At 49.5% G+C, this 14,106-nt stretch carries 11 protein-coding genes; 6 read left to right on the top strand and 5 right to left on the bottom strand.

Annotation, left to right across the window (positions count from 1 at the left end):
* Window position 1: 1 nt before the first annotated feature.
* From htpX to GF617_RS16110, 4 genes are all read right to left on the bottom strand, one after another.
* Window positions 2–883 carry a protease HtpX gene (gene htpX / locus GF617_RS16125; protein ID WP_181619800.1) on the bottom strand — a complete coding sequence of 294 codons (882 nt, stop codon included), beginning with the start codon at window positions 881–883 and terminating at the stop codon, window positions 2–4.
* Window positions 884–1,074: 191 nt separating this feature from the next.
* Window positions 1,075–3,123, bottom strand: a complete 2,049-nt coding sequence (gene prc, locus GF617_RS16120) for a carboxy terminal-processing peptidase (RefSeq protein WP_203452087.1) — start codon at window positions 3,121–3,123, stop codon at window positions 1,075–1,077.
* A gap of 19 nt (window positions 3,124–3,142) precedes the next feature.
* Window positions 3,143–3,829, bottom strand: coding sequence for an RNA chaperone ProQ (gene proQ, locus GF617_RS16115; RefSeq protein ID WP_181619802.1), 687 nt, complete (start codon window positions 3,827–3,829; stop codon window positions 3,143–3,145).
* 96 nt (window positions 3,830–3,925) lie between these two features.
* Window positions 3,926–4,423, bottom strand: a complete 498-nt coding sequence (locus GF617_RS16110) for a GAF domain-containing protein (protein WP_181619803.1) — start codon at window positions 4,421–4,423, stop codon at window positions 3,926–3,928.
* 132 nt (window positions 4,424–4,555) lie between these two features.
* On the opposite strand from GF617_RS16110, the gene yebS reads away from it, so the two are divergent.
* From yebS to GF617_RS16090, 4 genes are all read left to right on the top strand, one after another.
* Window positions 4,556–5,839 (top strand): membrane integrity lipid transport subunit YebS, encoded by a 1,284-nt coding sequence (gene yebS / locus GF617_RS16105; protein ID WP_203452086.1) that lies wholly within the window; start codon window positions 4,556–4,558, stop codon window positions 5,837–5,839.
* Complete coding sequence (locus GF617_RS16100) at window positions 5,808–8,441, top strand: PqiB family protein (RefSeq protein ID WP_203452085.1); 2,634 nt, start codon at window positions 5,808–5,810, stop codon at window positions 8,439–8,441. Before yebS ends, GF617_RS16100 begins: the two co-directional genes overlap by 32 nt.
* 76 nt (window positions 8,442–8,517) lie before the next feature.
* A complete protein-coding gene (gene rsmF, locus GF617_RS16095; RefSeq protein WP_203452084.1) occupies window positions 8,518–9,960 on the top strand; it encodes a 16S rRNA (cytosine(1407)-C(5))-methyltransferase RsmF in 1,443 nt (480 codons plus the stop codon).
* A 103-nt stretch (window positions 9,961–10,063) separates the two neighbouring features.
* Window positions 10,064–10,303 carry a YebV family protein gene (locus GF617_RS16090; RefSeq protein WP_181619807.1) on the top strand — a complete coding sequence of 80 codons (240 nt, stop codon included), beginning with the start codon at window positions 10,064–10,066 and terminating at the stop codon, window positions 10,301–10,303.
* A 34-nt stretch (window positions 10,304–10,337) separates the two neighbouring features.
* On the opposite strand, the gene pphA is transcribed toward GF617_RS16090, so the two are convergent.
* Window positions 10,338–10,982 (bottom strand): protein-serine/threonine phosphatase, encoded by a 645-nt coding sequence (gene pphA, locus GF617_RS16085; RefSeq protein WP_181619808.1) that lies wholly within the window; start codon window positions 10,980–10,982, stop codon window positions 10,338–10,340.
* Window positions 10,983–11,161: 179 nt separating this feature from the next.
* Between pphA and GF617_RS16080 the strand changes: the two genes are divergently transcribed.
* Complete coding sequence (locus GF617_RS16080; RefSeq protein WP_203452083.1) at window positions 11,162–12,103, top strand: VirK/YbjX family protein; 942 nt, start codon at window positions 11,162–11,164, stop codon at window positions 12,101–12,103.
* Between the two features lie 209 nt (window positions 12,104–12,312).
* A complete protein-coding gene (dgcJ, locus tag GF617_RS16075) occupies window positions 12,313–13,827 on the top strand; it encodes a diguanylate cyclase DgcJ (RefSeq protein ID WP_203452082.1) in 1,515 nt (504 codons plus the stop codon).
* The last annotated feature ends 279 nt before the right edge of the window (window positions 13,828–14,106 follow it).

The raw sequence follows: 14,106 nt of genomic DNA, 5'->3' as shown, positions 1-14,106 counted from the left end.
GTTATTTGATGTATTCGCCACTACGCAGGGCTTCGATACGCTTATCCAGCGGCGGGTGAGACATAAACAGCTCACTCAGCGATTTCGATTTACCGTTTATGCAGAAGGCCATCATGCTGGTCGCTTCCTGCGGCTCATAGCTGGTTTTCAGTCGCTGTAGCGCAGCAATCATCTTCTCACGCCCAACCAGTTTCGCAGAACCCGCATCCGCGTGGAATTCACGGTGACGGGAGAACCACATGGTAATGATGCTTGCCAGGATGCCGAATACCAGCTCCAGTACCATCGAAACTGCGAAATAGATCAGAGGGTTACCATTGCTTTCCTCACCGTCATCACGGTTGCCCCCCATGAACCCAGCCGCAATCTGCGCCAGAATACGGGAAATGAAGATCACGAAGGTGTTCACCACACCCTGAATAAGGGTCATGGTCACCATATCTCCGTTTGCGATATGGCTAATTTCGTGAGCAATCACCGCTTCAGCCTCGTCACGGCTCATGTTTTGCAACAACCCGGTGCTGACAGCGACAAGCGACGCATCACGCCGAGCCCCCGTTGCGAACGCGTTAATATCCGGAGCGTGGTAAATAGCAACCTGCGGCATGGCAATACCCGCCTGACGGGATTGCTGCGCAACGGTGTTCATTAACCATTGTTCCATATCGTTACGTGGTTGTTCGATAACCTCGCCACCGACAGACTTCAACGCCATCCACTTCGACATTAACAGTGAGATGAAGGAGCCACCAAAACCAAACAGCAGCGCCATAATTAACAGGCCCTGAACGCTGCTCGACTGAATTCCTGTCAGGCTTAGCACGAGCCCGAAAACCACCATAACCGCCAGGTTGGTGAGCAGGAAGAGCGCGATTCGCATCATAATTTTCTTTTAACCTCAGTTTAACAAAACGCACTATGCGATTACCCACATCGTATGGGTATTGTGGCTATTTTCAAGGATTCAGCGTGCGTAAGTCACCAGAAAGACACAACTTTACACAATTGAAAATCTGCTTGACGGGAAGATGCAGAACTAAAAAAACAGGCACAATATCTTGTGCCTGTTGGGGGTTATTTTGCCGGAGTTGGTTGCTCAGCGGGCTTTTCTTTTTCCAGATGTGCCAGGTCGAGGGCGATATGCACCGTCTCATTCAGGTACGGATCAGGCTCCTGGTAATCCTTAGGCAGATCCTCCAGTTTTTTAAGCGGAGTCTTACCTTCACGTTTAAAGCGGTCATTAATACGCGCCAGACGTGTTGCATCATCCTCGGTGTTCTCTTTCTCACGCTGGGCATAATTGAGAGAAACAATATTCCGCTTATCCTTCAGAGCATTGAATCGAGCAATGTCCTTCATGATGTACTGGAATTCAGGATCCTGGGCAATACGATCATTATGATCTTTCAGCAGTTCAGGGCCAAACTGGGTCATGTCGCCAGATTTAACGTATGTCGCGGCATTAATGCTATCCCACGGCAACGCATTATCTTCAAACTTTTCACCCGTTTCGGTCTCTTCCGTACCCGTTGGCATCATGATATCCGGGGTGACGCCTTTACGCTGCGTACTGCCGCCATTCACACGGTAGAATTTCTGAATGGTGTACTGGACGGAACCCAGTGCAGGCCACTCTGGACGCAGCATCTGATCATAAATACGATTCAGTGAACGATATTGTTGTACCGTACCTTTACCGAAGGTCGGTTCACCGACGATCAGTGCGCGGCCATAATCCTGCATCGCTGCGGCAAAGATTTCGGACGCCGAAGCACTGAAGCGGTCGACCAGTACCACCAGTGGGCCTTTGTAATAAACCACACCATCAGTGTCTGCATCTTCACGCACTTTACCGTTGTTATCACGCACCTGAACCACAGGACCCGATGGGATAAACAGACCGGAAAGGGAGACAGCTTCCGTCAATGCGCCACCACCGTTGCTACGCAAATCAATGATGATGCTACTGACATTCTGCTTATCCAGTTTCTGCAACTGTACTTTTACATCGTCCGTCAAACCAACGTAGAAGCCGGGAATATCCAGAACACCCACCTTCTCTTTACCCACCGTTTTCACTGACATTTTTACCGCGCGATCTTCCAGGCGGATCCGTTCACGGGTCAGGGTAACGATACGGGTTTTCGTGCCTTTGCCTGCAGGCAGAACCTCAAGGCGTACCTTGCTGCCTTTCGGGCCTTTGATCAAAGCCACAACGTCATCAAGACGCCAGCCGATCACGTCGACAATATTCTGTCCTGTCTGACCCACACCCACAATGCGATCGCCTACGCTAATCGCTTTACTTTTGGATGCAGGACCACCCGCGACCATTGAGTTGATCACGGTATAGTCATCATCCATCTGCAGCACCGCGCCAATACCTTCCAGAGACAAGCTCATTTCAGTGTTGAATTGCTCGGTGTTACGCGGGGAAAGGTAGTTTGTATGCGGGTCGATTTCGTGAGCGAACGCAGTCATTGCCAGTGAGAAAACATCTTCACTGTTGGTCTGCGCGAGGCGACGAATGGCAAATTTATAACGACGCGTCAGAGTTTCACGAATCTCTTTATCATCTTTACCGGTGAGTTTGAGGCTCAGCCCATCATACTTAACTTTCGCGTCCCACAGCGCATTCAACTCGGCTTCATCTTTCGGCCAGGGCGCTTTACTGCGGTCCAGATTGAAGGTGTCAGTGCCGGTAAAGTCCATTGGACGCTCCAGCACTTTCAGCGCATATTGATAACGTTCAAAGCGGCGCTTTTGTGACAAATTATACAGGTCGTAGAACAGATCCAACTTACCAGAACGTAGCTCATCGCCCACGTCGGATTTACGTTTTGCGAACTGTTCGATATCGCTGGCCAGCAATACGTTATGGCTGTAATCCAGCAAGTTCAGATAGCGGTCGAAGATTTTGGCCGAAAAGGCCTGATCGAGATCAAACTGACGATAATGCGAACGAGTGAAACGCGACGTCACGCGTTCACTCACCGTCGCGTGCTGTGTTTCTTCCTTTAATACAGGAATTTGATCAACACGCGTAATATCGTCCACAGCGAAAGCGTGACCTGTTATAGCAAACAGGCCAGCCAGCGCGGTGAGCTTAAAAAAAGTGTTCATGCCAGGCTTGGCCTCCGTTTCAGAACAACAAGTGTTCTGCGCGTACAATCATTGACATACCAGAAGTCAGCTGTACTCGAACGCCATCTTTGGTGATTTCCAGTACGGTGGCGTCCATCGCATTGTTACCCGCTTTTACTTTCAGAGCCTGACCCACGCTTAACGCGGAAATGTCAGAAACTGGCGTGTGGCGCTGCTCTTCGCGAGGCGCACGAGGGGCTTTAGCTGCTGGTTTATCAGCACGCGGCTTGCGATCGCTATTGTCATTACGACGCGGTGCAGGACGTGGTTTACGTTCACGACGAGGGGTTTCTTCCTGGCCATTTGCCGCTGCGGCTTCGCGTTTTTTAGCCTGCTGTTCTGCACGCTGAGCCTGGACGCGCGCTTTCGCTTCTTCCAGTTGTTTACGTGCGTGCTCAACATGCTGCTCATCCAGCTCACCACAAGGGTTGCCGTCGAGGTCGACTCGGGTTGCGCCCGGTTTGATACCGTACAGGTAGCGCCAGCTCGACGTATAAAGACGCAGAGCGGAACGAAGTTGGGTTTTACTGAGATTCATCTCACCCTCAACTCGCGCTACCAGATCCTGAAAAATACCGACTTTCAGGGGACGAGCTTCGCCTTCAGCGCTAAAGCACTGCGGGAAACGCTCAGCCAGAAATGCGATAACTTCTTTACTGCTATTCAACTTAGGTTGATTTTCCATGAAATTTCCTGATTACAACGGACGTTGCCAACTAGCGCAGGCATGAACAGGCGTCATTATAATGACGCCATCAGTAAATGCTACGTTATCCGTTGATTATCCTGCGACGCTCGCAAAGAATTTTTGATAATCGGTCGCTACCAGTACATTTTCCAGATGTCCAACCAGCTCACGCAACCCTTGTTCATCCTCAGATGTAAAGCGGCTGAAGGCCGTGCTGTCGATATCCAGAACACCAATAATCTGATTTTTCACCACCAGCGGAAGAACGATTTCAGCATTGCTGGCAGCATCGCAGGCTATGTGTCCATCGAAAGCATGAACATCTTCTACGCGCTGTACCTGATTCTGTGCAACCGCAGTACCGCACACACCGCGACCAACGGGGATACGCACACAGGCAATCTTGCCCTGGAATGGCCCAAGCACCAGCGTATCGTCTTCAAGAAGATAAAAACCGGCCCAGTTCACGTCAGTCAGACGCTCAAACAATAATGCACTTGTATTTGCCAGAGTGGCTAAGAAGCTGGTCTCACCTGCCATCAATGCCTGAAAATCGCGGTTCAGATCCGCGTAGAATTCTGTTTTGTTCATTATTCAATCACTTGGTTGTCTTACAAAATTACTGCATAGCCTATTTAAATAAGCATTAAATGCGCTCATGCTCAAGATGATTCCATTCATGAGTTAAGATAACACTTAACAATTCTAATTTATGCGCGACTGATGGCCTTAAAAACACCCAAAATTACGCCGGCAAAAAAAATAACAGTCCATGCGGTCAGCGATGCGCTGCCTCGTGCACATTATCAGCGTTGCCCTCAGTGCGATACGCTTTTTATGTTGCCGAAGATGAAATCGCATCAAAGTGCGTTTTGCCCACGCTGTAACGCCAAAATCCGCGATGGACGTGACTGGTCGTTGACCCGACTCGCCGCCATGGCCGTCACCATGCTGATGTTAATGCCTTTTGCCTGGAGTGAGCCACTGCTCAAACTCTATCTTCTTGGGGTTCGTATTGATGCCAACGTACTTCAGGGAATTTGGCAAATGACCCGTCAGGGCGATCCACTGACCGCAACAATGGTCCTGTTTTGTACTATAGGTGCGCCACTGATACTGGTCGCAGCCATTGCCTATTTGTGGTTTGGCAACATCCTTGGAATGAACTTACGCCCAGTCCTGTTGATGCTCGAAAAACTCAAAGAGTGGGTAATGCTCGACATTTATCTGGTCGGTATTGGCGTCGCATCTATTAAGGTACAAGACTATGCTTTTTTACAGCCTGGCATTGGTCTGATTGCCTTCATCTCACTGGTATTACTTAGCATTCTGACGCTTATCCACCTGAATGTAGAGCAGCTTTGGGAACGCTTTTACCCGCAACGCCCCGCCACACGCCCGGATGCGAATCTCCGCGTCTGTCTGGGCTGTCATTACACCGGCCAGCCTGATGCCAGAGGTCGATGCCCACGTTGCCATATTCCGTTAAGGCTTCGACGCAACAATAGCCTACAGAAATGTTGGGCGGCTCTGATTGCTTCAGTCGTGCTGCTGATACCCGCCAACATGCTGCCGATTTCGGTTATTTACGTTAACGGCGGCAGGCAAGAGGATACTATTCTGTCCGGCATCATTTCGCTTGCCCACAGTAACGTCGCAATTGCAGGCGTTGTTTTCATTGCCAGTATCCTCGTTCCGTTTACCAAAGTAGTGGTGATGTTTACTCTGCTCGTCAGCATTCACTTTAAATGTGAACAAGGGTTACGCACGCGAATCTTGCTTCTGCGGCTCGTGACCTGGATTGGCCGCTGGTCAATGTTGGATTTGTTTGTGATTTCGTTGATGATGTCGCTGATTAATCGCGACCAGTTACTTGCTTTTACAATGGGACCCGCAGCGTTTTTCTTCGGCTCTGCGGTGATTTTGACTATTCTTGCAGTGGAATGGCTGGATAGCCGCTTACTTTGGGATGCACATGAGTCAGGAAACGCCCGCTTCGCCGACTGAAGCGAGAATTAAAACAAAACGTCGTATTTCGCCATTCTGGCTGCTGCCGGTTATCGCCCTGATGATCGCCGGCTGGCTAATCTGGACGAGCTATGAAGATCGCGGTAACACCATCACCATTGATTTCCAGTCTGCTGACGGCATTGTTGCCGGACGCACGCCTGTGCGTTTCCAGGGCGTCGAAGTGGGAACCGTTCAGGAGATAACACTCGGAAAAAGTCTGAATAAGATCCAGGTTCGGGCGAGCATTAAGTCAGACATGCAAGATGCGTTACGTAGCGAAACCCAGTTCTGGTTAGTGACGCCTAAAGCCTCTCTGGCTGGCGTCTCCGGACTTGATGCCCTCGTGGGCGGTAACTATATCGGTATGATGCCTGGCAAAGGTGAGCCTCAGGACCATTTTACCGCGCTCGACACGCAGCCCAAATACCGTCTGAACAACGGTGATTTGATGATCCATCTGCAAGCGCCGGATTTAGGATCTCTCAATAGTGGCTCGCTGGTCTATTTCCGGAAAATCCCCGTTGGGCGTGTGTATGACTACACCATTAACCCAAACAAACAAGGTGTCACCATCGATGTGTTAATCGAGCGACGCTTCACGAATCTGGTCAAAAAAGGCAGCCGCTTCTGGAATGTTTCCGGCGTCGACGCGGACCTCAGCTTAAGCGGGGCGAAGGTCAAACTGGAAAGCCTTGCTGCACTGGTCAATGGCGCAATCGCATTCGATTCCCCGGAGCATTCTGCGGACGCAACGGCTGATGATATTTTCGGGCTCTATGCTGATTTGGCGCACAGCCAGCGTGGTGTGATCGTAAAACTGGTGTTACCCGATGCTAAAGGGTTAAAAGCCGGCTCGACTCCACTGATGTATCAGGGATTACAGGTCGGGCAACTGACCAAAATGACGCTTAACCCTGGCGGTTCTGTATCCGGAGAAATGACCGTCGACCCAAGCGTTGTGGATCTCCTGCGCAGCAACACCCGGTTAGAACTACGTAATCCTAAATTGTCACTGAGCGATACCAGCATCAGCAGTCTTCTCACTGGTAGCACTTTTGAGTTGATCCCAGGTGATGGCGAACCTACCAGCACATTCACAATTGCCCCGGCAGACAAGGCGCTTCTGCAAAAACCAGGGGTTGTGACCGTCACACTCAATGCCCCCGAAAGCTATGGCATTGACGCAGGGCAGCCGTTGATTTTACACGGTGTCCAGGTCGGCCAGGTTCTGGAGCGTACGCTGACAGAGAATGGCGTAACCTTTTCTGTCGCCATCGATCCGCAATACCGTGACCTGTTGCATGGCGACAGCAAATTTGTGGTCAATAGCCGCGTTGACGTTAAAGTCGGGCTAGATGGCATTGAATTTCTTGGCGCCAGCGCCAGTGAATGGGTAAACGGCGGTATTCGTATTCTGCCCGGTGAAAAGGGGCCGCTACGCGAGAATTACCCGCTGTACGCCAATCTGGACAAAGCGGTCGAGAACAGCCTGAGCGATCTACCCACGACCACTCTGACGTTAAGTGCGGAAACACTCCCTGATGTCCAGACCGGTTCTGTTGTGTTGTACCGCAAATTTCAGATAGGAGAAGTAATTACCGTACGTCCACGCGCGGATGCTTTTGATATCGAACTGAACATCAAACCAGAGTACCGTCATTTATTGACGCGCAATAGCGTGTTCTGGGCTGAGGGGGGTGCGAAAGTGCAACTCAACGGTAGCGGACTGACCGTTCAGGCCTCTCCTCTCTCCCGTGCTCTGCGGGGGGCGATCAGTTTCGACAATCTTAGTGGCGCAGGAGCAAACCTGCGCAAAGGAGATAAACGCATTCTGTTCCCTTCAGAAACGGCAGCACGCGCCGTGGGCGGACAAATTACACTGCATGCGTTCGACGCCGGGAAACTGGCTGAAGGCATGCCAATTCGCTACCTGGGGATAGATATTGGGCAGATCCAAAAGCTGACGCTGATCACCGCCCGCAACGAAGTGCAGGCAACCGCCGTACTGTACCCGGAATATGTACAAACCTTCGCCCGCACAGGAACACGTTTCTCTGTGGTCACACCACAAATTTCGGCCGCTGGCGTGGAGCACCTCGACACTATTTTGCAGCCTTACATCAACGTCGAACCCGGCCAGGGCAATGCCCGTCGCGATTTCGAATTGCAGGAAGCCACCATCACCGACTCACGTTATCTTGATGGCCTGAGCATTGTGGTTGAGGTTCCGGAAGCCGGTTCACTTAACATCGGCACGCCGGTGCTTTTCCGCGGTATTGAAGTGGGTACAGTAACGGGCCTGACGCTCGGTACACTGTCCGATCGTGTGATGGTGGCCTTGCGAATTAGCGAACGTTATCAGCATCTCGTACGTAACAACTCGGTATTCTGGCTGGCATCAGGCTATTCGCTGGACTTTGGTCTGACCGGCGGTGTGGTGAAAACCGGCACATTCAATCAGTTCATCCGGGGAGGAATTGCCTTCGCGACGCCGCCTGGCACACCGTTAGCACCCAAGGCGCAGCCAGGTAAACACTTCCTGCTACTGGAAAGTGAACCAAAAGAATGGCGCGAGTGGGGCACGGCTCTGCCGCGATAATCGACGGGCTCCGGTGTCAACGCACCGGAGCCTTTGTGGTACACTGCGTGCCTGATTTATTCCCTTTGGTGTGCCCGTGGCTCAAAATTCCGTCTTTCTTCCCGATCAATTCCTGGCGCAAATGCGCGAGATGCTTCCTTCTCACCTCTCCTTTGATGATTTTGTTGCGGCCTGCCAGCGCCCGCTACGCCGTAGCATTCGCGTCAATACGCTAAAAATCAGCGTGGAGGCATTTCTGGAACGGGTATCGCCCTATCACTGGCAACTGACACCTGTTCCGTGGTGTGAAGAAGGGTTCTGGATTGAACGGGATAGCGAAGACGATCTGCCATTAGGTAGCACCGCAGAACACCTGAGCGGCTTGTTTTATATTCAGGAAGCCAGCTCCATGTTACCCGTCGCGGCCCTCTTCGCGGAGGGTAATACTCCGGAGCGGGTCATGGACGTAGCAGCCGCACCGGGTTCAAAAACCACCCAGATTGCCGCACGAATGGAAAACCGGGGCACGATCCTCGCGAATGAATTCTCAGCCAGCCGGGTTAAAGTCTTGCACGCTAACATCAGCCGCTGCGGTATTCACAATGTTGCCCTGACGCATTTTGACGGGCGAGTGTTTGGCGCGGCATTACCTGAAGCTTTCGACGCTATTTTGCTGGACGCCCCCTGCTCCGGCGAAGGGGTGGTGCGTAAAGATCCTGACGCACTGAAGAACTGGTCTGCTGAGAGTAACCGGGAGATAGCCGCCACACAGCGCGAATTGATCGACAGCGCATTCCACGCGTTGCGCCCAGGCGGCACGTTGGTCTACTCCACCTGCACCTTAAACCGTGACGAGAACGAAGAGGTCTGCCTGTGGCTTAAAAAACAATACCCGGATGCCGTCGAGTTTCTGCCACTGGGCGATTTATTTAGCTCGGCAAACGACGCGGTAACGCCTGAAGGTTTTTTGCACGTTTTCCCGCAGATCTTCGACTGCGAGGGGTTCTTTGTGGCACGCCTGCGTAAAACCCGCGCGATCCCTCCCTTACCCGCGCCCACATTCAAAGTTGGTAATTTCCCCTTCACACCGCTTAAAGGACGTGATGCCACACAGGCTGAAGTGGCGGCAAACAAAGCAGGAATTGTCTGGAACGAAAATCTTCGCCTCTGGCAACGTGACAAAGAGATTTGGCTTTTCCCGGTCAATATTGAACCGCTCATCGGTAAAGTCCGTTTTTCACGCATCGGCATCAGGCTCGCCGAAGTTCATAACAAAGGCTACCGCTGGCAGCACGAGGCGGTAATTGCATTAGCGGATAATGAAAACACATTCGCTCTGACGCATCAGGAAGCCGAAGAATGGTATCGTGGTCGTGATATTTATCCGGAGAAGGGTCCTTCGCGTGATGAAGTGGTGGTGACGTATCAAGGCTATCCATTAGGGTTAGCGAAAAAAGTCGGTTCACGACTGAAAAACAGCTATCCGCGCGAACTGGTTCGTGATGGTCGCTTGTTTACCGGTAACGATCGCAGCGCATAAAAAAACGCATTTTTTTACTGGCGCTTTTGCTCTCCTTGTCTACGCTAAAAATTGTATGCCTACACTGGTCATACCAGATTTTCAGCAAAAACCGGAGAGCATTATGACGAAAACCAGCGTGCGAATAGGCGCTTTTGAAATCGACGATGCAGAATTGCGCGGCGAAACACAAGGTGACCGAACGTTAAGTATCCCCTGCAAATCTGATCCAGATTTGTGCATGCAACTGGACGCCTGGGATGCCGAGATCAGCATCCCGGCGATTCTTGATGGCGAACATTCCGTTCTTTACCGTGAACATTACGATCGTAAGTCCGATGCCTGGGTCATGCGTCTTGCCTGACCTAAAGAGAACCCGCCCAAAGGCGGGTTATTTATTACTGTAGTTGCACCAGTGTCAGAACCCCGCCGAAGACCGCCCCGGTATCGATATAATGCAAATTGTTAAAATCATAACGTTTATCGACAGGCGTATGCCCAAACCAAAAGTGATCCGCGCCGCTTATCCCCTGGCCTTTCCCAATCATAAACCCCGTTAATCGCTCACGCTCCCACAACACGCGGTGGGTACTGACGGGTTTGCCCCACGCATACTCCGCAGCAGGGTAATCAGCATGTGCAATCACGTTCAGACCATTTGTACAGGTGATTTCAATAATATGTGGCAATGCCCGACAGGCAGCCAGCAATATGAATGCATGCTGCTTCTTCTCTTCTTCAAGCGCCGCAAACCACTGCCCGCCATTCATCGCCCAAAGAGCAAAGTGATTATTGGCGAGGCTATCAAGTGCCATTTGCTCATGGTTTCCCCGGACGGCACGAAACCATTTTTCATGCATGAGCTCCAGACATTTCACGCTGTCTGGTCCGCGGTCAATGATATCTCCCACGGAAATAAGCAAATCCTCATATGGATTAAAATGACAGCGCTTTAATTCCTCCATCAGCCACTGATAACAGCCATGAATATCGCTGACAACCCAGACGTGCCGCCACTCTTGACCATTGATTCTCTGGTACATAGCGCCTCCTCTAAAGCAGTATAGCTACGCACAAAAGACGCGCTCAGGGCGCTGTTTTTTTGTTGCTTTCCACGAAGCTAAACAAACAGTAAACTAAATGGAAATAAAGATCTCGCCAGTATTAATCCACTTTTGCATGCCCCCTAAAATATACAATGCATAAAATCTGAGGTTCTTACGTGTCAAATACGCGCCTGCAAAACGATGCGCCACATTCGCATCGCACAACTATCATTTCCGATCTGGTGAAAGGTAAACGGGTTCCAGGCCCCATCTGGCAAAAACGCGAATACCGGTTGAAATTCCTTTTACGCTCTTTGCTGTTCTGGTCGTCAACACACCGTATGCTCGAAGCCTTGTCTCGTCGGGATGACTTCGACAAGCTGCTGGCATCGCAAATCACGCTGCCGAGTAAAACGCATCGCCAGTATCTTATGCGCGGTATGAATGCTAACGATCGTGCGGAAGCGATTGTGAGCCACTATGAATGGATTGACTCACTGAAAGATGCAGAGCTTGTCAATGCGCTGACCAGTCCACAAGAGCAGTCTATCGTACAGTTTCACGCCAAAGACGGAGCCTGCTATTCCGTCAACGCAACCAATGCCAGCAAGGCAGAGCGCGAAGGTGAAAGTACATTGTGGCTGCGTGACAACGAAGACACACTGCTTGCGAGCCTCACCTTTAGCGTTGCCCGTGAAAATGGCCAATCCGTACTGATTATAGGCGGGTTACAAGGTCCTCGCCGTAGCGTGTCCCGTGACACCATTAAGCTGGCAACCCGCGCCTGTCATGGACTGTTTCCAAAGCGTGTGCTGATGGAGGTCCTTTTCCAGCTGGCAACACTCTCAAACATCAGCGCCATCTACGCGGTGAGTGATGAGGGCCATGTATTTCGTGCATTGCGTTATCGCCTGAGCAAAGGTCGCCATTTCCACGCCAGCTATGATGAGTTCTGGGGTTCCCTCGACGGAAAAAAACTGTCCACTTTCCGCTGGCAATTACCATTGCAAATGGAACGTAAATCCCTGGAAGAGATTGCCAGCAAAAAACGTGCTGAATATCGCCGTCGCTTTGAACTCCTGGATGAGATCGAAGCTGCCATGAAATCGCACTTTTAACCCGGCGTTGTTGCATTTGGCCGCGCGTCTCTGTTGTCTGGAGACGCGAAATTTATCTCCATACTCTTTATTTAATAATAAAAGGGATGGTTTATAAGAAGTATAAGTTTCTTAATCGACTCCAAAAAACTCCTGATTTACAGAACTTGCCATTATAAATGCTATACTTGAAGGTATTTTAGGGGGGTTCTAAAAGGGAGATAACCATTTTGTCACAACGCAAGTACATTAGCGCAACCATACTTATCATTGTTTGCACAACCTCTATTCTCTCCGCCCTTATTTTACGCGAAGTCCGTAACTTACAAAATTACATGGGCTATATTGCTGAAAATGGTAAATCAGCACTTTTTCATGAAGAGTTCATTAATCAGAATATTGCATTCAGGCTTTCGAGAGCATTCTCGTCGAAAGCACCACTGGATAGTGATACACAAAAAAAACTTGCGGAACTTTGCCACCATGTCGAAACAGTGGGGAGTATTTCTGGATTAAACTTAAAGACAAAAAAAGTTGCGACTCTTGATGGCACTCTGCAGACACGGAACTTATCGTGTGAGCAATGGATTAGCGATATCCCTGCACTTCCGATCCTTCACGAAACTGAGACAAAAACCGCACCTAAATACAGTTTTTCAAATTACACCGGATACGCTTTCAACAACATTCGGTATTATATTGATCTTGCACATAATTATATTTATATCAATCATCTTGTAGACAGCCGCAACTATACATTTAGCAACTGGTTAGTCGGTGATGGAGATAGTATTAATATTGCGCGTAGTGGTCATACCATCACCATTGATGACTCAGCCCTGAATGACCTTATTCATGGTGAAAATATCGTGTCACATATTTACAAAGATGGCTACACCAGGAAAAATATCATCAGCATGCTCACCCCTGTATTTATTAATAATACAGTCAAAGGAATTCTTATTACTGATGTTAATATTAACGATCTGGCGACATCATTTAAAACATTCGACCGCCCCTTACTCTGGAAATTCCTTTCTTTATACGTCACTGATAACACAACAGGTGCGGATATTTTATTCCATAAACCCGCGATTAAGTCCATTGATCTAATAAATCATAAAGAAGACATTACAAAATATTATACCCTTCACATAAAACTCGACGCTATATATATCATTATCAGTAACATGTGGTTGGTTGCATTATATTTGCTAAGTACCTGGTTATTAATTCGGTATACCCAAAAACAACTCCTGCGTCATGATTCCCTATCAAGGGATAACATCACTGATGCAATGACCGGACTTTATAACCGAAAAGTTCTGACTACTGAGCTGGAACATAAAATTAATACTCTGATTGAAAAGAATATTCCTGTTACGGTGGTTGCCATTGATAGCGACGGTCTCAAAAAAATTAATGACACCCTCGGGCATCATATGGGAGACAAAGCCATTCAATCCCTGGGCACAGCTCTCGCGCAATCCATTCGTAAAAGTGATTACGGGATACGACTGGGGGGAGATGAGTTCAGCCTGATACTTATCGATTCAACATTATCGAAATCGCGGGATGTTATTTCGCGGGCGCAGGATCATTTGCAGGCTATCGATACGGATAAGATTGTCGCCTTCTCATATGGTAGCTATCAGTTGCACCAGGACGACACCCTGGAAGTCGCCTTCCTGAAAGCGGACGAATTGCTTTATCAGCATAAACGAAATAAGTATGAGGCTCGATAACATGTTGATAACACCATACTCACGCGTCTGTCGGCATATCTTTTGATGCTACGATCAGTCAGCCGCAAAAATTTAACAACGCCCCAAAATACCTGGACGCACGCGGTGCAGAGTGTGTTATGGTTTAGAAAGGATATGGAAGTTTCGAGTAACTTTCAGGGGATTTTAAGTTAACACTGAAAAACACTCTGAAAACAGACAAATAAAAAGAGACCGAATACGATTCCTGTTTACAATTCAAACCTCAATAATCCATATACTTCAGTAAGTTAACACCAA

Origin of the sequence: Lelliottia sp. RWM.1, from assembly GCF_016859735.1 — a bacterium.
GTDB lineage: Bacteria > Pseudomonadota > Gammaproteobacteria > Enterobacterales > Enterobacteriaceae > Enterobacter.
Note: the sequence above shows the minus strand (reverse complement) of the source record. Positions and strands in the feature narration are given on the sequence as shown.

Bases quoted from the DNA above. Each gene is read 5' to 3' on its own strand.
- htpX (WP_181619800.1), bottom strand. From the start codon at position 883: ATGATGCGAATCGCGCTCTTCCTGCTCACCAACCTGGCGGTTATGGTG.
- prc (WP_203452087.1), bottom strand. From the start codon at position 3,123: ATGAACACTTTTTTTAAGCTCACCGCGCTGGCTGGCCTGTTTGCTATA.
- proQ (WP_181619802.1), bottom strand. From the start codon at position 3,829: ATGGAAAATCAACCTAAGTTGAATAGCAGTAAAGAAGTTATCGCATTT.
- GF617_RS16110 (WP_181619803.1), bottom strand. From the start codon at position 4,423: ATGAACAAAACAGAATTCTACGCGGATCTGAACCGCGATTTTCAGGCA.
- yebS (WP_203452086.1), top strand. From the start codon at position 4,556: ATGGCCTTAAAAACACCCAAAATTACGCCGGCAAAAAAAATAACAGTC.
- GF617_RS16100 (WP_203452085.1), top strand. From the start codon at position 5,808: ATGAGTCAGGAAACGCCCGCTTCGCCGACTGAAGCGAGAATTAAAACA.
- GF617_RS16090 (WP_181619807.1), top strand. From the start codon at position 10,064: ATGACGAAAACCAGCGTGCGAATAGGCGCTTTTGAAATCGACGATGCA.
- pphA (WP_181619808.1), bottom strand. From the start codon at position 10,982: ATGTACCAGAGAATCAATGGTCAAGAGTGGCGGCACGTCTGGGTTGTC.